Annotated in this window: 11 protein-coding genes and 3 pseudogenes; 4 read left to right on the top strand and 10 right to left on the bottom strand. The window is 58.1% G+C overall.

Going from position 1 to position 19,175, the window contains the following annotated elements:
- From ACTEK7_RS35280 to ACTEK7_RS35270, 3 genes and pseudogenes are all read right to left on the bottom strand, one after another.
- Window positions 1–1,791 (bottom strand): nickel-dependent hydrogenase large subunit, encoded by a 1,791-nt coding sequence (locus ACTEK7_RS35280; RefSeq protein WP_225129622.1) that lies wholly within the window; start codon window positions 1,789–1,791, stop codon window positions 1–3.
- Between the two features lie 13 nt (window positions 1,792–1,804).
- A complete protein-coding gene (locus ACTEK7_RS35275) occupies window positions 1,805–2,905 on the bottom strand; it encodes a hydrogenase small subunit (RefSeq protein ID WP_225129656.1) in 1,101 nt (366 codons plus the stop codon).
- Window positions 2,906–3,781: 876 nt separating this feature from the next.
- Window positions 3,782–4,470: pseudogene (locus tag ACTEK7_RS35270) on the bottom strand (molybdate ABC transporter permease subunit).
- 1,141 nt (window positions 4,471–5,611) lie between these two features.
- On the opposite strand from ACTEK7_RS35270, the gene dctA reads away from it, so the two are divergent.
- The 4 genes from dctA to ACTEK7_RS35250 all read left to right on the top strand — a co-directional run bounded on the left by dctA (window position 5,612) and on the right by ACTEK7_RS35250 (window position 11,845).
- Window positions 5,612–6,922, top strand: coding sequence for a C4-dicarboxylate transporter DctA (gene dctA, locus ACTEK7_RS35265; protein WP_225129623.1), 1,311 nt, complete (start codon window positions 5,612–5,614; stop codon window positions 6,920–6,922).
- Window positions 6,923–8,016: 1,094 nt separating this feature from the next.
- Entirely contained in the window at window positions 8,017–10,692 is a 2,676-nt protein-coding gene (locus ACTEK7_RS35260) for a PAS domain S-box protein (RefSeq protein ID WP_225129624.1), read from the top strand.
- Complete coding sequence (locus ACTEK7_RS35255) at window positions 10,689–11,372, top strand: response regulator transcription factor (RefSeq protein WP_225129626.1); 684 nt, start codon at window positions 10,689–10,691, stop codon at window positions 11,370–11,372. The genes ACTEK7_RS35260 and ACTEK7_RS35255 overlap by 4 nt, the downstream gene beginning before the upstream one ends.
- 86 nt (window positions 11,373–11,458) lie before the next feature.
- On the top strand, window positions 11,459–11,845 hold the full coding sequence (locus ACTEK7_RS35250; protein WP_225129628.1) for a response regulator transcription factor: 387 nt from the start codon (window positions 11,459–11,461) through the stop codon (window positions 11,843–11,845).
- A gap of 917 nt (window positions 11,846–12,762) precedes the next feature.
- Here ACTEK7_RS35250 and ACTEK7_RS35245 read toward each other — a convergent pair.
- The 7 genes and pseudogenes from ACTEK7_RS35245 to istA all read right to left on the bottom strand — a co-directional run bounded on the left by ACTEK7_RS35245 (window position 12,763) and on the right by istA (window position 18,345).
- The gene (locus tag ACTEK7_RS35245) at window positions 12,763–13,590 is read right to left on the bottom strand and encodes an Effector protein NopP (protein WP_225129630.1); all 828 of its coding nucleotides are present in this window, start codon (window positions 13,588–13,590) and stop codon (window positions 12,763–12,765) included.
- A gap of 457 nt (window positions 13,591–14,047) precedes the next feature.
- Complete coding sequence (locus tag ACTEK7_RS35240; RefSeq protein WP_249786627.1) at window positions 14,048–14,392, bottom strand: hypothetical protein; 345 nt, start codon at window positions 14,390–14,392, stop codon at window positions 14,048–14,050.
- 405 nt (window positions 14,393–14,797) lie between these two features.
- A pseudogene (locus ACTEK7_RS35235) lies at window positions 14,798–15,520 on the bottom strand (beta-L-arabinofuranosidase domain-containing protein).
- Window positions 15,517–15,771 carry a beta-L-arabinofuranosidase domain-containing protein gene (locus ACTEK7_RS35230; protein ID WP_345944108.1) on the bottom strand — a complete coding sequence of 85 codons (255 nt, stop codon included), beginning with the start codon at window positions 15,769–15,771 and terminating at the stop codon, window positions 15,517–15,519. The pseudogene ACTEK7_RS35235 and the gene ACTEK7_RS35230 overlap by 4 nt, the downstream one beginning before the upstream one ends.
- A 9-nt stretch (window positions 15,772–15,780) precedes the next feature.
- Window positions 15,781–16,029: a hypothetical protein gene (locus tag ACTEK7_RS35225; protein ID WP_225129631.1), complete on the bottom strand. Its 249-nt coding sequence runs from the start codon at window positions 16,027–16,029 to the stop codon at window positions 15,781–15,783.
- Complete coding sequence (gene istB / locus ACTEK7_RS35220) at window positions 16,026–16,838, bottom strand: IS21-like element helper ATPase IstB (protein WP_225129633.1); 813 nt, start codon at window positions 16,836–16,838, stop codon at window positions 16,026–16,028. The genes ACTEK7_RS35225 and istB overlap by 4 nt, the downstream gene beginning before the upstream one ends.
- Window positions 16,835–18,345 (bottom strand): annotated as a pseudogene (gene istA / locus ACTEK7_RS35215) (IS21 family transposase). The gene istB and the pseudogene istA overlap by 4 nt, the downstream one beginning before the upstream one ends.
- Window positions 18,346–19,175: the final 830 nt, after the last annotated feature.

Below are 19,175 nucleotides of genomic sequence, written 5' to 3'. Positions count from 1 at the left end.
CTAACGAACATTGACTGAAGCCATTTCCTGGCCATCAGGACTCATCACATGGGTCGAGCAAGCCAAGCATGGATCAAAGGAATGGATCGTGCGCAAGATCTCCAGGGGCCGCTGCGGATCGGCCATCGGGGTACCGATCAGGGAGGCTTCAAAGGCGCCAATATTGCCCTTGGGATCGCGAGGAGATCCATTCCACGTCGTCGGCACAACACATTGATAATTGTCGATCTTGGCGTCCCTGATCTTGATCCAGTGCCCAAGCGCACCGCGCGGCGCCTCAGTGAACCCGTAGCCCTTGGCCTCCTTGCGCCAGGTTTCCGGCTTCCACCTGCTGACATCGGCAGTTGCCGTATTGCCTGCCTTGATGTGGATTACCAGCTTATTCTGGAAATAACGCATCTGATGCGCCGCCCACTGGCATTCGAGCGCTCGCGTCGCAGTACGGCCAAGCGTCGAGAACAGCGCACTCAGGGGAAGATTGAGCCCCTTGAGCAGTCTCTCGGCGGGCTCCTTGAACTCGGCTTTGTCTTGCGCATAACCGATGATGTATCGCGCTAACGGCCCGACCTCCACGGCGTGGCCGCGCCAGCGCGGCGCTTTGATCCAGGAATACTTGCCGCCCTCGTCGAGTTCCTTAATATCTGTCTTGCTGCCTTTGAGTTTTGGCCCAAGTTCAAAACTCGGCTCGGTGAGACCGTCCCAGGGATGCAGTCCGCAGCAATCGCTGGGGTATTTATACCATGAATGCGGGACGAATTCCTGGATCTGCTCGGGATCACCATGGTCGATCGGCAGTATCTCCTTGAGATTGCCACCAAGAATGACCCCTCGCGGCAGCTTGAAGCTTTTGGCGGAACAGTCATTTGCGTTTTCGGGGATGTCGCCATAGGACATCACGCTTTTGCTCGAAAGTCCGCCGCCATGGAGCCAGTCCTTATAGAACGAGCAGATCGCGGCAATGTCGGGCAGGTAGACCTGCTCGACAAACTCGATCGAACGGTCGACGATCGAGGACACGATGTTCAATCGCTCCATATTGATCGCACCCACCGCACCAGTTCCGTCGACGTTGATCGCGCAGGGCACGCCGCCGACCAACCAGTTCGGATGCGGGTTCTTGCCACCATAGATCGCCTGGATCTTGACGATCTCCTTCTGAAAGTCGAGCGCTTCTAGATAATGCGCTACAGCCATCAAGTTCGCTTCCGGTGACAGCTTGTAGGCCGGATGCCCCCAATAGCCATTCTTGAACGGACCGAGTTGGCCTGATCCGAAGAATTTGGTGAGCCGGATCTGCAAATCCTTAAAATAGCCAGGGGACGATAGCGGCCAGGGCGAGATAGACTGCGCGAGCGCGGAGGTCGACTTGGGATCGGCCTTGAGCGCGGAGACCACGTCGACCCAATCCAGCGCGTGCAGGTGATAGAAATGTACGAGGTGATCATGCACGAGCAGGCACAGCTGCATGATGTTGCGGATCGAATTGGCATTCTCCGGAATCGCAATTCCTAGTGCATTTTCAACCGCGCGCACGGAGGTGAGCGCATGGGTTCCGGTGCATACCCCGCAAATCCGCTCGGTGAACGCCCAGGCGTCGCGCGGATCGCGCCCGCGCAGGATAACTTCGATGCCACGCCACATCGTGCCGCTTGAGACCGCATTGCGGATCACATTGTCTGAATCGAGATTGGCTTCGACACGCAGGTGGCCTTCGATCCGCGTCAGCGGATCGATGACGATTCGCCTGCCGGAACGATCGAGATTGAACCCATTCGGTGTCTGGACGGCCACCGTCGCCCCCTCCTCAAGTCGATTTGCTTTTGTGGGCTGCGCGATCCCGCTTGTGGGTCAACCGCTTCGCGGCGGTGAGCGCCGCGTGGGCAGCGACGGTTAGCCCAACTACGCCGGCAGCGGCCATGCCGATCTGGTCGGCGTTCGCCTCGATGCCGAACTGCTTGATGGTTGTGAGGCGGTCGTAAAATGATCCCTTATCCCAGAAGCCGTCTTCGGAGCAGCCGAAGCAGCCGTGGCCGGATTGAATCGGAAATGAAATGCCGCCGTTCCACCGAATGGCCGAACAAGCATTGTAGGTGGTTGGCCCCTTGCAGCCCATCTTGTACAGGCAATAGCCCTTGCGTGCGTACTCATCGTCCCACTCTTCGACGAATTGGCCAGCGTCGAAATGGGAACGCCGATAGCACTTGTCGTGAATCCGCTCGGAATAGAACATACTGGGACGGCCTTGGCGATCGAGCTCCGGAAGCTTTCCGAACGTGGTCATGAAAGTCAGGAGGCCACTCATAACCTCTGCGATAGGAGGGCACCCGGGCACCTTGATGATCGGCTTGTTGGTGATCACCTTATCGATCGGCGCCGCGCCAGTCGGATTGGGCTTGGCCGCTTGCACGCATCCCCAGGACGCACACGTGCCCCAAGCGATGACCGCCATGGACTCTTCCGCCATGTACCTGAGCTTTTCAACGAACGGCTTGCCGCCGTCAATGCAGAACATGCCACCCTCGTTCAGCGGCGGATTGCCTTCGACGGCGAGCACATACCTGCCTTTGTACTTGGCACGAGTTTCCTCCAGGATGGCTTCGGCCTGGTGTCCTGCCGCCGCCATGATCGTATCGTCATAGTCGAGCGAAATCATCGACAGCAGCGCGTCCTTGATCAATGGATGGGCCGAGCGGATAAAGCTTTCCGAGCAGCAGGTACACTCGAGCCCGTGCAGCCAGATGACGGGCACACGCGGTTTGGTCTCTAGGGCGTTGGCAATTCTGCCTGCGGCGAGCGGACCGAGTCCCAAGCTCGCGGCAGTCAAACTGCAGAATTTGTGGAAACTACGACGCGTGATACCCTGACGTCTGATCACGCTGTAGAACGTTTCTGTTGCACCACCCATTAAGCCTTCCATGTGAGTTGTCGTCGACCGAAACGAATTACTGACGTTCAGCAAGAAACAAGCCACAGCAGCGAAACACTTGACAGATGGCACGCCACCGCTTCTGGATTTGATGACAGTCGAAACCAGCCAGCGAGCCACGAGCTGCGCCATTGATCTGTCATGCTAATGGTGTCCGGTTTTGGACATCGATGTGATCAGTTCAACAGAGCGACACGATGGTTCATCACTGCACGGTGACTACGTCCTGCTCGCTCTTGCAGACGCGACACTCATGCCTCATGCCGATTGTTGAATAGAATTGGTGCAGTTGACGGGGACCGCACTGCCCCTGGGGCGCTTAAAGCCGCTCATAGTCGCAACTGCGCAAGCAGCCCGTACCAAAGCGGCTGTCGAGCGACGAAGAGAAGCCGCAATGTGAGCCCCGAGGCGCACGCAGCGTTCGCTTTTTAGGTCTGATCGACCCGATCTGCCTTCATTCAAAGCGGCTCGCCGCACCGCATCGCTGCATATTTTAGGCGAGAGCCTGGATGTTCAGAGCTATTACAGGAGCGTTCATCGCGCGAGCCGATCGATAGCAATGCGCGATCGTCTTGGCGCATCGCGATACCAAACCCGCTAAGAGCTTCTTCTCGATAGCGGAGGCGATCTCGTTATTGAAGCACTAGCGCGATCCGGCCGGGCGCTGCCGTCCACGACGAGATGCTCCTTTGGGTCGCAGAACAATTGTGTCCCGTAGGCGCCGGTCCAGGTGAACTCGCTAGACGAGTTCTTCGCTCGCGAGACCGCCAGTAAAAGCGTTCTGTGCGCGGTGGTTGCAGATCCGGCTTGCAATACTGCTGCTCGGTCGTGATCGGATGTGTCCGGCGGGCAAGCCTAGGACGGTTCAATGCCTCTCTTGACACAGTGTCTGTCGATGAGGGCTAAGGTGAAGATAGCCGCAAAGGCGAACATCACCATACCGCCGGCAACCACACTCGCTTCGCGCCAGCGAGACGCTTGGACGTAGTCTACGACGTGGGCTGACAAGACCTTGGTGCGCCCAGGAATGTTGCCGCCGATCATCATCACGACGCCGAATGTGCCGATCGTATGAGAAAACCCAATCACGGCAGCTTTAACAAACTCCAATCGCGCCAGCGGCCCGCTGATGGTAATGAAGGCATACAACGACGAAACGCGCCCTGTAGTTTTCAACGGGCAATCGCCATCGCAACAAAGGCGTTACGGATCGGCTGCACCACCAACGGCAGCGCCGAGAGGACCGATCCGACCACGATTCCTGCGAAGGTAAAAGCGAGCGTGCGCTCGCCCCACAAAGAGGCGAGGACGCCACCCGGTCCGTTGGGGCCGAGCAACACGAGTACGCAAAAACCGAGAGCCGTAGGCGGTAGCACTAGCGGCAGGGCGATCATCGTCGCCACCGCCTCGCTCAAAAGAGTCTTTGAGCGCGCCAGCCACCAAGCGAGGGGGACACCAATCAGGAGGAGGATCACGGTCGTCACGCTGGCGAGCTCAATCGTGAGCGCAACTGACTGCGAAATCTCTGCCGAAAAGACATCCATGTGGATCAGCCCAAAAGTGCGAGCAGGTCGCCGTGTCGGCCGAGTGAGCGCCTGCACGTCCGGCTCGTCCAGGGATGTGGCGCGGATCGCCCTTTAGTCGCGCGGCACTTCGTGGCGGCCGCCACATCGCGCGTCGTTTCTGCGAGCAACAGCAGCATCGCAAGCCTCATCGGCAACTCCTGTGACTGGGTCACTTCCATCCATCCGACGGCGGAAGCTCCTCGTTCGTCATCAGCAATTGCTGTGCCGCGTGCGAACTGTGGCGCGTTCTATGCTCAACGTGCGAAATTCGCATAGACGGCGACGTCACCCTGGCGTGAACCTAACGCTCTGTCAGATTTCTGGCATCTTTGTTGCCGAGCAGACAGCGACACGCCGCGCAACGAAGGGCAGATTTTGACGCCCCCAGACATGCTTGTTTGATTCGTCGATGGCTCAACCGCCGCACTCGCCGCGCTGGCAATGGAACGGATCTCAGCAAGACTGCCGTAAGTAACGGGAACGATCTAGCTGTAAGCTGCTTCTGCGACGCGGCAAAAGGCACGAGGAGCCGAGAGCGAAGGCCGCCTGCCGACCAATCTGCCTAATGCGCAGCGCTAGCACAGGCCTGGAGACAATGCCCCGTGAACGAGCCTTGCCGTTAGCGACAGCGCAGTGCATTGATCAAAGATTCTTCCGCGCAATCGAGTTCCTAAGCCAGGCTTCCATCGCGTGGATGCCTACGATCCAAACTATGAATTTTACCGATGTCACGTACTGTTGCATCCATCTCAGCAGTCGGCGTATATCGATCCCGCTAGAGCTTCGGGGCCGAGACGTGACTCCGCTAATGCGCCCAGCCGATGAAGTTACGAGTCACGCTAGAACTTTTTGTTCGACCTTGCGAACGCGGTCCGAGCACTCAAACCCATGCCGCCGGAGACAGACGGTTTGTCCGCCACTGCTTAGTCGGCGCACTTTGGGCATCTGGTGCAGATCTTGCTTAAGAGAAAGGATAAACGCAACTCGCCTGCCTTTGGAACGACGCGCCGACTCTCGGAACCGTCTTCAATCGCACACGGCTAAAATGAGTCTCGTATGACGCTGTCGCCTCTCAAAGACGCGGCGGCTCACATTCGACTATATTCGGGAAGGAAGCGTCATGACCACCATGTCAACTGCGGCGCCCGCGCGCGCGTCGCAAACTTGGTATAAGATTCTCTACGTGCAGGTGCTGATTGCGATTTTGATTGGCGCCATGGTCGGCTGCCTATGGCCGTCCGTCGCGACCAACGACTGGGTCAAGGCGCTTGGTGACGGATTCATCAAGCTAATCAAGATGGTGATCGCGCCGATTATTTTCTGCACCGTTACATCCGGTATTGCGCATATTCAGGATGCGAAGAAAGTCGGGCGCGTCGGCGTCAAGGCGCTGGTCTATTTCGAGATCGTCTCCAGCTTTGCCTTGTTGTTGGGCCTTGTTATGGGCAATCTGGTCCAAATCGGCCATGGTCTTGCGCTCAAGCCGGATGCTGCGGCGGTCGCCAATTACGTGAAGCAGGCGGAAGCCTCGAAGACCGTCGATTTCTTTCTCAACATCATTCCCGACACCGTGGTGGGCGCCTTCGCTCGCGGCGATGTTCTGCAGGTTCTCTTGTTCGCGATTCTATTCGGCTTTTCGTTGATGGCGCTCGGAAAGCGTGGGGAGCGTCTGCGCGGCATGATCGACGACGTCGCGCACGCGGTGTTCGGCGTAATCGCTATCATCATGAAAGCGGCTCCGATCGGCGCCTTCGGCGCCATGGCCTTCACCGTCGGCAAGTTCGGGCCGGCAGCACTCGGCAATTTGATCGGTCTGATCGCTCTGTTTTACGCGACTGCGGCGCTGTTTGTTGTGGTGGTGCTCGGTTTGATCGCGCGCCTCGTCGGCTTTTCAATCTTCAAGTTCATTGTCTATATCAAGGATGAGATTCTGATCGTGCTCGGCACTTCGTCCTCTGAAAGCGCTCTGCCGCAATTAATGGAGAAGCTCGAACGGCTGGGCTGCTCCAAGCCCGTGGTCGGCCTGGTGGTGCCAACTGGCTACTCCTTCAACCTCGACGGCACCAATATCTATATGACACTTGCGACATTGTTCATTGCCCAGGCACTCGGGGTCGAGCTCACCTTTGGCCAGCAGCTCACCATCCTGCTCGTTGCAATGCTGACGTCGAAGGGAGCAAGCGGCGTCACCGGCGCGGGCTTCATCACGCTCGCTGCGACGTTGTCGGTGGTCAATCCAGCGCTGGTGCCGGGCATGGCAATTGTGTTTTCGATCGATAAGTTCATGAGCGAGGTGCGCGCCCTTACTAACATCACCGGCAATGGCATCGCGGCCGTGTTCATATCTTGGTGGGAGGACGAGCTGGAGCACGCGACGCTGCAGGCCCGGCTCAACCAGCCCAACGTTTCCACCACTATCGACGCACGATGAGATAGGTCCCGGATCTTAACCACAGCCATTCGAAGACGCGTCAAATGCAAGCGCAGCCACATTTCTCGTAGTTCGAAGACACAGCCGACTTGACACGAGCCGGAACTTTCAAGGGCGATCTCCAGTGCGCAGATCTTGTCCCGCTTCGCCCCCCCCCCGCAGCCGCCCTGAAAAGATGCCAGCCGGGCAAAAGAGCCGGAGCTTTTTAACGGTCATTATCAAGCGCGTCTTTCGCGTCAAGCTCCCGCCATCTGAACGCTTCTGCGACATTTTGCCGTGCCAGATAACAGGACTGCGACAGAACTTGTCCAGCCTGACGGACCTAGGTGTTGCTCCGCCTACAATTGCCAATGCGCGCGGTCACTGCACTGGCCTCGCCCAACCAACGACGTGGTAGCGATCTTGCTGACGCAACTCGTCATCCCTTGTTACGGTCCGTGCTGCCGCATTAGATCGTGATGGGTGTGATCAGCATGGATTAGATGGCACCTCGACGGAGCCATGCCGGCTCGCACACGGCTAGTGTTCGGTTCGGCGTCGTTCGCGCGCGCTCAACGGCTGACCGGAGACAAGTCCTCTCACCTAGGCGTGATGGCCCTCGGGCATGCAAGGCAGTCGCGTAACTTCGCCTTCGTATCTCGGCACGAGACGGTTGCGCTTTCTTCCGCATGCCGATCGCAACGGCGAGATGAATCGGCCGGCAGCTTGTCCCTGTTCTTTCCGGTTCGGCGAGGCGCGCCTGATTGTTTCGGCTCAACGTCTTGGCCGAACTGCAGCCGCTGTCCTCGTCCGGCTGGCGTAAGGGAGTTGTCCTCGGCTGCAGCCTCAAGCGCCTGCCTGGAGGTTATCGGCAGCGGAGGAAAGTAGACATCTCAGCTTCGATTCTAGGCGTGTCAGCGCGCGATAGTGGCCATATTGAAAGGTTTAGGACGACTATACGTATGTCTGTGATGCGTTTTTTCTTCGCGCGTGCTCAGTTCAGCAAGCAATCGATCTCGGAACCGCTCACAGCAGGTGCTGGTGCCGAGTATTGCCCCATTTTTGCCTAAAATGTTATAGCTCTCCCGCCGGAGAACAGGCCGGACAGTATCAAAATGCGTAGCCAGATCAGCAGTTTAAAGCGCTCAGCCCCTCAGTTTACCTTCGGCTCCATAACGCTGGCGGTGGTAACACTGTCTTGCTTGTACCTTCACGCGCATTTCGCCCCCACGGCGTTCGCCTATTTGTTAGTGGTGTTACTGTTTTCGTTGATGGGCAGCTTCATCGCGTCGTCCGCGCTTTGCATCGTAGCCGTTGCTGCTCTCGCTTATTATTTTGCGCCGCCGGCGTTCAGCCTGCGAATCGATGACCCCCAAGATCTGCCCGTGGTTGTTGCATTCTTTATTGCCTCGATTGTGGGAGCGCACCTGATCGGAAAGCTGCGCCAGGAAAGCGAGGCTGCGCGTGTGGCTGCGGCCAAGCTTCAGCGGAGTGCGGCCGATTTGGAGGATCGGGAAAAGCGGTGGCGCGCCATCTTCGAGCACAATCCGGCCATGTACTTCATGGTCGATGAAGCCGGCACTGTCCTCGACGTCAATACATTCGGCGCGACACAACTCGGCTATGCTCGTGCTGAACTGATTGGTCAATCCGTGCTGGAGGTATTTCTCGAGGAGGATCGCGCCTTCGTTCGTGAATGCGTTCGGACGTGCCTGGAGGATGTCGGACAAACGCGCACGTGGGACGTCCAGAAGGTCAGGAAGGACGGCTCGGTATTGTGGGTACGTGAAATCGCCAAAGCCATGCTCTGGGCGGATGAGCGGCCCATTATCCTTGTCGCCTGCGAAGATATAACGGAGCGAAGGCGGACTGAACTTGCCCTGCAGCGGAGCGAAGCACATTTGGCCCAGGCGCAGGAGTTGAGTCACACAGGCAGCTTCAGCTGGAACCCTGCTACGGGCGAGGCCTTCTGGTCAAAGGAAACATTTCGGATTTTCCAATTAGATTCTGAGACAGTGCCACCGGGGCCGCAGCTCGTCGTTGAGCGCACTCATCCCGATGATAGGGCTTCGGTTAAAGAAATTATCGATCGCGCGATGCGAGACCCGAGCGATTTCGAGCACGAATACCGGCTTCTGCTACCGGACGGCTCGGTAAAGCACATTCATGCGCAGGCACGAGCCACGAGGACAGCCTCTGGTGACATCGAGTTTGTTGGGGCAGCTACGGATATTACGGCGGCGAGGCGAGCAGAACAGCAGCTGCGCCGCAGCGAGGCCTATCTGGCCGAGGCCCAGCATCTCACTCACACAGGCAGCTGGTCCTGGGACGTCTACGGCCTAGATTTCGTGTATCGCTCCGCCGAGGTCGATCGTCTGTTTGGCTTTAGCCCACAAGAGCCGGTATCGATCGAGACCATTCGATCGCGCATCCATCCGGACGACTTGCCGCGGCTACAGGAGGTGCTGCGGCAGGCGATTGAACACGTGGAAGAACGGTTCGAGTATGATTTTCGTATTCTTCTGCCAGATGGCGGGATAAGGCGCATACACTCCGTTGCACACGTTGTCCTCGGCAGCGATGGTAATGTCAGCGAGCTGATCGGAACACATATGGATGTCACCGAGCAGCACGCAGCTAGGGAACGCCTGGAAAACACACTTGTCGCGCTGCGCGAAAGCGAGCAGCGCTTTCGCGACTACGCCGAGACAGCTTCCGACTGGCTCTGGGAAACTGGGCCGGATCATCGGGTCACTCACTTGTCCGAGCACACCAGCGCTGCGGGAATCTTGGCGACAGGATTGATGGGCCTGCTTCGCTGGGACATTGCTTGCGACACGGAAGAGGAACCCGAGAAGTGGCGTCAGCATCGGGCGACGTTGCAGGCGCATCTGCCGTTTCGGGATCTCATCTACCGTACCGTGAATCGAACGGGATCTCCGATCTATGTCCGTACGAGTGGCAAGCCATTCTTCGATGGAAACGGAACTTTTCTGGGCTATCGGGGCGTCAGCACTGACATAACGGCTCTCATTCGCGCTGATCAGGCCGAACAAGAGCTGCGAAAGGCACAAGCGGAGCTTGCACATGTCACGCGTGTAACGACGTTAGGAGAACTGACGACTTCCATCGCTCACGAGATAAACCAACCACTCGCCGCTATTCTCAACAACGCCGATGCGTGCCTCGGCTGGATGGCTCGGGAAGCTCCTAATCTTGCCGCCGCGCGCTCTTCAGTGGAATGGATCATCGAAGACGCAATCCGGGCAAGCGAGGTGATCCGCAGTGTTCGCGCGCTCGCGAAGAAAGGCGAGATTCAGATGGTGCCACTCGACATTAATGAGGTCGTTAGGGAGGTCATTGCGCTGGTAACACGAGAGCTGGTGAGCCACCGAGTGACGTTGCGAACCGAGTTGGCGGCCGCGCCGCCGAGGATCCTCGGTGACCGAATTCAGCTACAACAGGTGATCATCAATCTGGTAATGAACGGAATTGAGGCGATGGACGCAGTTACCGACCGGCCGCGCGAACTTCTAATTCGATCATCCAAGGACGATCTGGGGCACGTGCAGCTTGCAGTGGCCGATTGCGGCGTCGGGATCGCCGAGAAGGACGCTGACCACGTCTTGGATCCCTTCTTCACCACCAAGCCGAGTGGCCTTGGAATGGGCCTTTCGATCTGCCGTTCTATCGTGGAAGCTCATGGAGGGCGGCTATCGCTTCTCCAGAAAAATGAACCGGGCGCGACCTTCCAGTTTGTCCTGCCCGTACACAAGGAGGCCCTCCAGTGACAGGACGATTTGACTCGCCAGGTGAGGGTAGCAATGCCGAGGCCTCGACGAAGGCCATCGTTTTTGTCGTTGAGGATGACATCTCGGTGCGCCGCTCGCTTACGAACCTTTTTCAACAGGTAGGGTTGGAGGTCGTGGCGTTTGGATCGGCCCGTGAAATGCTGCAGAGCACAATTCCGGACGTCACAAGCTGTCTAGTTCTTGATGTCCGGCTGCCAGGCCTGAGCGGCCTTGACTACCAGACCGAGCTGGCCAGGTTGAACATACACATCCCGATCATTTTCATCACCGGCCATGGCGACATTCCCATGACCGTCAAGGCCATGAAGGGAGGTGCGGTCGATTTTCTCAGCAAGCCGTTCCGCGATCAGGAACTGCTTGATGCCGTGGTTGCGGCGACCGAACGAGATCGCAAAAGACGGGAAGCTCAGCGAACCGTCGTGAATCTGCAGTCTCTATTTGAGACCTTAAGCCCGCGCGAGCAGGCAGTGATGAAACTGGTCGCGGCCGGCCTAATGAACAAGCAGGTAGCCGGCGAACTTGGGCTCGCCGAGATTACGGTGAAGATTTACCGGGGTCACGTAATGAAAAAGATGCGTGCCCGGTCGCTGGCCGACCTGATCAGAATGAGCGAGACGCTGGGAATTCGCGTCGATCGTTCCGAACAAACGCAAGTATGATTTTACAATTCCATCACTTAAGCCCACTTTTCGCCGAAAGTGGCTAGCGCTTTGGCTGCCGCTGTACTGCGTCTGGAGGGCTCATCTTGTCCACGCCTTTGATTTCCGTCGTTGACGACGACGTCTCCGTCCGTGCGTCGACAGAAAACCTTCTGAAATCGCGTGGCTACGTCGTGCAGATATTTGCGTCGGCCGAGGCACTCCTGCGGTCGCCGTACTTGAATGAGACATCCTGTGTCATCACCGATGTGCAGATGTCGGCTATGAGCGGGCTGGAGCTGCTGGCAGAGATGCGGACGCGTGGTTACGACGCACCATTCATTTTCATTACAGCTTTCCCCAACGAGCGCGTGCGCGCGTCAGCCCTGGACGCCGGGGCGATTGGCTTCCTCGCCAAACCCTTTGCAGGACAAGCGTTAATCGAATGCCTCGACACCGCACTGAACGCGTATGACGGCCGGCGCGACATCTGATGCAATCCATCTGCGGCTTGGGTTGGTGTCCGATCTAAACGCTCCACGCGTCGATCTCGCCGCCGATCAACCTCTTCGAGTCAAAGATGCTACTTGCTCTAAAATCAAGCGAGCGAGAGGCCAATTGTCGCTTGTCGACACTTTAGCGACCATCGCCGGGCGGCTACATTGGTGCAGAACAACCTTATCGCTGCGAGTGCTGGAAGGGTACGCCAGCTCGACTCATTCTGCAGATCGACGTTCAATGTAATGCTCACCCAAAGCAATCGACGACCCTGAGCCCTTCTTAACTCGTCTGGATCGTTTCTATATGTTCTATTGCAGAGCGGAGCTGGCCGAGAGCGATCGACAAAGCAAGAGTTTGGCTGTTCGCAGCCGACTGCAGTGACGATGATAACGGAGCTTCGCCCAGGACAACCGCCGCGTGTCTTCTGTTGAGGCTTTTCTGGTGAAAGTGCTCTGCACGATGATCGTGCTCTCGGCGTCGTTATGTCCGTTGACGCATGCCAGCCGTCTTGCCCATCGGGCGCCGCTTCGCTGTGCATTTCCTTGCCCACCGACTCGCGGCAGGCGCCCACACCCTTACTACTTCGTAGGCGCCATCTGTAGACAACTTCTGGCTCCAAGCCGTCCAACGACTCGGCACAACACGCCCGGCCCTCGGCGGCCGGGCGCACTTTGGCGGCACCCCATCCAGGTCCTCTCCGCAGCGAGCATTGTCGCAATTGCCTTCCGCAGTGAGCCCCTACTTCCAAGGCTCAAACAAATCAGCAACCGCTAAGCCAAGAAGCACTCTGCGGACAGTATTCTGAGCCAACTCAGAGGAACTCTCAGCCGAAAAGGCGATAAACACAGAGGAGCCCGGAGCACGCTAGATTGGTCTACTCCATCGGGCCAAATCACCGGTGATCCCATTGTCACATAAAATCATCCTCATAGTCGTATGTTGAGGGGCTCGCTGAGATCTCGGTATCACTACCTTCACTGTCGTCAGCTTTGGAAAGATACCGCGCAGCAGTACCTTTGCGCTGCCATTCGCCGTCGCTATTCCTTACCCACTTATCTGACTTCGCTGGGTCAAGAACCATGTTGTCGGCGTCAACCTCGACGAATCCCATCTTTGCCGCACGGGCTCTTGCTTCCGAATTAGCCGGACGCAAATTGAGCAGCGGCTGTTTTCCGTCTAGTCGAAGCTGGTGCTCGAGCAGGATGTCGCCAGCGTTCTCGACAAGCGGATGAACGACTTGAAGATCCACAGTAGAGGTAGTCCCGTTGCGTCCAGGAAATAGCTTCTTCCACCTTTCGACGTCGAACTCGGTCATGCTGTCGCCGCCTTCCGTTCTTAGAAGTCCGACACTCTTGTTGCCCAATTGGTAGCTGAAGTATCGCGCCTTCTCGGAATCTCGGGTTCGCCCGTAGTCTTTGGCAACTTCGGCAGTTCGCCTTGCCTTGCCGGACACGAAGTCGGAGTACTCTTGGGGGTTGTTGGCGATTTTCATGATTTCGTCACCATGATAGGCCTCCGCGGCTTTTCGGAATGACTGACAATCCTTGAACTCTATTATGGGAGGGGTTGAAACGAGCGAATACGGTCTTGTTGCCGCAGATGAACTGCTACTGGAACCAGATTCGGCTAAGCGCATATTTGCGAACGCATCCGCAAAGATGTCCGCGTCCATTTGCTCATCAGTTTCGGCATAGTCAGAGGATTGGAAGTAGGACGAGCCATTGATCCGATTATACATGGCGATTGGTGCTCCCGTCGGACATACATTTCCGCATCTGTTTAGGCTTGTTAGGCCCAGCGGCGCTGATAGGGAGCCTGGCTTACCAAAACCTGACGTGGCCGCCCTCACGTTTGGCTTGTCATAGGGCTTCCTTTCGAACTACACGGCGGCACGCTCGTGCCATTGGCATTCATCAGGTTTGATGAGAGGCCGCGAACACCTCCGAGGAAGCTCCTTTATTGGGAATTGGGCCGATCGCTGGTTGACCTGCTGATGCCAATCGGATCGTACTCTTTTCGGAGTTCCGCCGCTTCATATTCGGATTTTTTCAACGTTCGAGTGGAGCTCGCGCACCGCCTTCCATAGATTGGCCGATTTCCAGACTTTGACCAACGATATCGCCTGCGCCAGAAAGGCCGTCTAACGTCGACTCGTGGAAGCGCGACCCGCTCGTCCGGCGTTAGCGCTCCTCTATTTAAATCCGCATTTCGCCTTCGCCACGATTATCCCAGCTGAACCACGGAATGAATGTCAGCCGCTGCGGTTCTAGCTGTCCAGGCGATTTGTCGTAGTTATAAAGCGCCGCTTCTTCAGAATGCGTGCGTTGCAACCGCGCCCCGTCCGCCTGCAGCATAATCTTGCCGTTAAAGAGACCTGTTCCTTCCATAAGGGAAAACCGGCTGTCTGAGTGAAGCCAAACGTTGTCTAACTCGGTCCCGTTGTCGGCCTCCTCCAGACAATAAATTAAGGGGCCACGCTGGATGGCCACCTTGCCGGCCAAATTGGAAAGTTGATGGCCGTATACGCGGCGCACTTGCATCGGCAGCGATAATTTGACGCGATCTCCCTGCTGCTACGCTCGGCGAATGTGCAAATAGCTCCTGCGCGGCTCGCAATTCATGGGCTCGCCGTTCAGGCTCGCCTGCGGCACGCTGTACCATTCTGGCAGCGCAGGGCGAGCGTGTGGGCAATTGGCGGCGCAGATTCGACGGCGATTTCTACCTCTTCTCTCCAGGGATAGCTGCCGCTTATCAGCTAACGCAGCGCGTGTCCGTCGACCGATATTGCTACTATATTACCAACGTAGAAATTTACATAGAGCGCATCGGTGCTGGGCGTGTAGATGTAATGACCAATGGATGTGAAAAGCCGTGCGATGTTCGGTGGACAGCAGGCGCAGCCAAACCAAGGTCGTCGCACCGGCGAGACATGATTGTAGATGCCATTAGACCTCAGCGTTTTTGGATGCATTTCGAGCCGTTAACATAAAAATAATGGCGCCCGTCGAACGCGATACCGCCGAGAGCGCGCGCTCCATCACGTCTGCATAGCGACTGTCCAGTTCCAACTCCAGCATACGGCGCGCGAACATCATCAAGCCAATCGACACGCAACTTTCCGCATACGCCGTATCATTCGGCAAATCGTAATCGCTGCTGTACGCTTCGCCGGCACTTTGCGAGCCGATGGCTCCGGTAATATAGATCTTGCGCTGAACCATGTTTTGCCATAGCCGTAGGCAAGTTTGGCGCTGCTGGTCGTTCTGGCGCAGACGCGCGAGATGAGCTACTGCCGTCATGAGGTATACAAAACGAACCGCATGACCTATTGCAGTCCTCTGCTCCGAAAGCGGCAACTGCGCTTGGCTGTACGCTTTGTTTTTTATCATCCAAGGCGTGCCGTGGGATTTGGCGACGCGGGATTGCTGGCGCTTCTCTTACTCAATGTCGTAGAAGTGCGGCTCCGTGCCACGTTCCTAGCCGTACAACTGATCGCGCTCTGGGCCAAAAACTGTGCCGAGGTGGTCAGCAAGCCTGCAAACGACCTCCAGCAATCGCCGTTTGCCAGTTGCCTGAAAGAACGCGACACCTGCTTCAATCAAGTGCCCCGCGCAATAAAGTTCGTGGCACTCCGCTAGGTTGGTCCAGCGCTCCTGAGGCGCGTTCATATGAAATAGGTGTTGAGATAGCCGTCGCCACATTGGGTGGCCGCCATCAATTCAATGAGCTCATCGGCCGCTTTCTCCTGCTCTGGATTTGGTGTCTGGCATAGCGACCATGCAGCCGCCTCAAGCCATTTTGCGACGTCACTGTCCTGAAAGACCGCGCCGTGAAACTCGCCCCTCGCACGTCCGGCGGCAACGCGGAAGTTCTCTACCGCGTGGCTCGGTATCGCCCCGGGATTGCGATCGTTTAGCACCTCCCATTGCTAGGGAATTGCCACTTCCCTGACCAGTTGCTGGCATTGCCCAATCAGCGGATCCAAGACTTCTTGATTGTGAAGATCGACTTCGGCCACATTTCTCTCGTTCCTCCTTGCCGTGTTGTAGCGCGCCAATCTGGGTAGGAAGTGCGCGGCGATCAGGATGGCGAGGCAGTGTCGCGGCCCGATGATGATTGCCGCGATGATTGTCGCGCGCAAGAGTTTTGTTGAACTCTGATTGTCGCGCAGCGTCAATCAGCGACGGTTTTAGGTGTCGCGTGCGATGGCGGCCGTCCGGGTCCGCGTTTTCGTGCGAGGGCGGTCCGTCTGCGATAGCTCTCGACGTTCATCTCGACGATGGTGGCGTGGTGAACGAGGCGATCGATAGCGGCGAGGGTCATGGCGGGATCCGGGAAGACTCTGTTCCATTCGCCGAATGGCTGATTGGCGGTGATCAGCATCGAGCGGCGCTCGTAGCGTGCACTGATGAGCTCGAACAGCACGCTGGTCTCGGCCTGATCCCTGGTGACGTAAGCGAGATCATCAAGGATCAGGAGATCGAAGCGATCGAGACGATTGATGGCCGCCTCGAGGTTGAGCTCGCGTCGCGCCAGCTGGAGCTTCTGCACGAGATCGGTGGTGCGGGTGAAGAGGACGCGCCATCCGTTCTCGATGAGGGCCAGGCCAATCGCTGCCGCCAAGTGGCTCTTTCCGCCGCCGGGCGGGCCGAACAGGAGCAAATTGGCGCCCTTGCCCAGCCAGCTGTCACCGGCGGCGAGCGCCATCACCTGCGCCTTCGAGATCATCGGCACGGCTTCGAAGTCGAAGCTGTCGAAGGTCTTTCCGGCGGGCAAACGTGCTTCGACAAGGTGTCGTTCGATCCGACGGCGGCCGCGTTCGGCGATCTCGTGCTCGGCGATGGTCGCGAGGAAGCGGCCGGCCGGCCAGCCTTCCTTGTCGGACTGTTCGGCAAATTGCGCCCACAGCACCTTGATGGCAGGCAGCCGGAGCTCATTGAGCAACAGATTGAGGCGCGCGGCATCAACCGTGTTCGTTACGCTCATGCGGCACCTCCGGTCTCGGCGGTACCGATGAGGCATTCGTAGGTGGCAAGCGGCACGAGCTGCACCACGACGTTCGGCAGGTTGGCGGGATCGGGGGCGAAGTGAGCACGTAGCCGGTTGAGGTCGGGCAGTCGGCCGGCCTCGAGGTCGGCGGTGAGCTGATCGGCGAGTTCGGTCTCGCAGCCGCGCTCATGAGCGAGCGCGAGGAGATCGACCATGATCCGGCAGGCTTTTTTGTCCGGCAAGCGTTCGCGCAAGCGATCGAAGGTCTTCCGATAGGCATCGCGCGGGAACAGCCGATCTCGGTAGACCAGATTGAGAAGCGCCATCGGCTTGCGCCGCAGGGAATGGATCACGTGCCGATAATCGACGACCTGGTCGTACTTGCCATTGGGATGCGGCCGCCCACGCGGCAGGGTGACGAGATGGGTGCCGCCGACGAACACGTCGAGACGATCATCGTAAAGGCGCACCCGCAGCCGGTGACCGATCAGGCGCGATGGCACCGTGTAGAACACCTTGCGCAGGGTGAAGCCGCCGGACGATGTCACGCGGACGATCACCTCTTCGTAGTCGGAGGTGCGCCGATCGGGCAGCTCCTGCAACACCACGCGCTCGCTATCGATCCGCTTGGCGTTGCGGGCATTGCGGCGGCTGACGATCTCGTCGATGAAGCCGCGATAGGTTGCAAGATCGTCGAAGTCGACAGTTCCGCGCAGCAGAAAGGCGTCCGCGATTGCTCGCTTGAGATGACCGTGGGGCCCTTCGATCGAACCATTCTCGTGAGCAACGCCTCGATTGTTGCGGGAAGGCCGCATGCCGTAATGGGCACAAAGGGCCTCGTATCGCTGCGTCAGATCGTCCCGTGCATCACGATCGAGATTGCAGAATGCGGCCGACAGACTGTCGGTCCGATGCTCCCGCGGCGCCCCACCGAGCGACCAGAGGGCATTCTGCAGGCCTTCGGCCAAGGCAACGAAGCTCTCGCCGCCAAGCACGACGTGGGCGTGCTCGAACCCGCAATAAGCCAAACGGAAGTGATAGAGACGATGATCCAACGGTGCACCCGCAATCGTAACACCCAACTCGTCCATGTCTGTGAAGTCGGAGAGGCCGAGTTGGCCAGGCTCGTGGGTTTGGCGGAAGATCACCTCCTGCTCCTCGCCGTGGATCGCCCGCCATGCACGGATCGTTCCAGGGTACGACGGATACCGCTGCCGAGATCCGGATGACGCCGTAGCATCTCCTCGAACACCGCCACCGGGCGTAAGCCAGGTGCCGCCTTCAGGATCGGGACGATCTCGGTCTCGAACACGTCGCTCAACGGGTCCGGCGGTCGCCGGCCGCGGGGCGCCTTCCTTTGCGATGGAAATCGGGGGTCTCTCTCGATCAGATAGGCGGTCGACGCACTGAATGATGCCTTGGCCGCCGCCACTGGCGGGCTATCGGTCTGACGGTACTTCATGTAGAGCCTCATCTGGTGATCTGTGATGTGTCGGCCGGGCACGCGAGTGATTGCTCTTGGCGGAAGAACCACTTGCATAACCCCGCTGGCCGCGATCACCAGTCGGCGCGGTCCTCCTCGGGATCGCGCCGACACTGGGCTCGTAACTCCGGTCGGGCTACGCCCTCCCTACGTCACGAGCCCAGCGAAACTCTCTCACCTTGATTGACGCTGCCTTCCATCCTGATCGCCGCGCGACACCGTGTGGCGAACGGAGCCTAGTAAGCCACCTCACCACGATTGCGTCGTTGAGGTTGTGGCTCTGAGATTTTGCGGCTGCACACTCGTAGTCTCGGTGCGAGGGTTCAAACGATAGAAATGGTGAGGCTGCCCTAAGGCGCCACACTCCCAGACGCGCGTTGACAGCAGTCGTTCGACGAGGGGGGCAGCAATTCCCGTGCCGATTATGAGGACCGGTTCTTCTGGCAACCCGATCTGCAGCTCCGCGGAAGGAACCCGATGCGATCGCTGGCCCACCAACCGGATTTGGCGGTCGTGCTAATCCCACGTCGTCGCAAGGCTAGTCCATCCTGCTATACGAGCGGGTGACTGTCGCTGGATCAGACAGTGGCCAATAGTACTCGCCTGCCGCATATACAGCCAGGGGCGCCGCGTCCTTCCGGTGCGGCGCCCCCTGCACTTGGTTTTGGGCCCTCACCTTGCGCGGGAATGTCAGTTATCTAACAATCCATTTGATGACACGTATCAGTGAAGTGGACCCCGGGAGCAGGACCACTGACGCCGCCTTCTTAGTTGGAACTCTCGCCGCTCCGATTTTCTGATATGAGGCCGCGAGGGCCTCTGTCTGCGTCTGTTGTTGAGGTTGTGGGCAT

The sequence above is a fragment of the Bradyrhizobium sp. JHI2711 genome (genome assembly GCF_056156565.1).
The sequence above is the reverse complement of the archived record's forward strand: the minus strand, read 5'-3'. Positions and strand labels throughout refer to the sequence as shown.

What these genes read in the sequence shown, in the direction of transcription:
- ACTEK7_RS35260 (WP_225129624.1), top strand. Translation starts at nt 8,017, where the DNA reads ATGCGTAGCCAGATCAGCAGTTTAAAGCGCTCAGCCCCTCAGTTTACC.
- ACTEK7_RS35275 (WP_225129656.1), bottom strand. Translation starts at nt 2,905, where the DNA reads ATGGGTGGTGCAACAGAAACGTTCTACAGCGTGATCAGACGTCAGGGT.
- istB (WP_225129633.1), bottom strand. Translation starts at nt 16,838, where the DNA reads ATGAGCGTAACGAACACGGTTGATGCCGCGCGCCTCAATCTGTTGCTC.
- ACTEK7_RS35240 (WP_249786627.1), bottom strand. Translation starts at nt 14,392, where the DNA reads ATGCAAGTGCGCCGCGTATACGGCCATCAACTTTCCAATTTGGCCGGC.
- dctA (WP_225129623.1), top strand. Translation starts at nt 5,612, where the DNA reads ATGACCACCATGTCAACTGCGGCGCCCGCGCGCGCGTCGCAAACTTGG.
- ACTEK7_RS35245 (WP_225129630.1), bottom strand. Translation starts at nt 13,590, where the DNA reads ATGTATAATCGGATCAATGGCTCGTCCTACTTCCAATCCTCTGACTAT.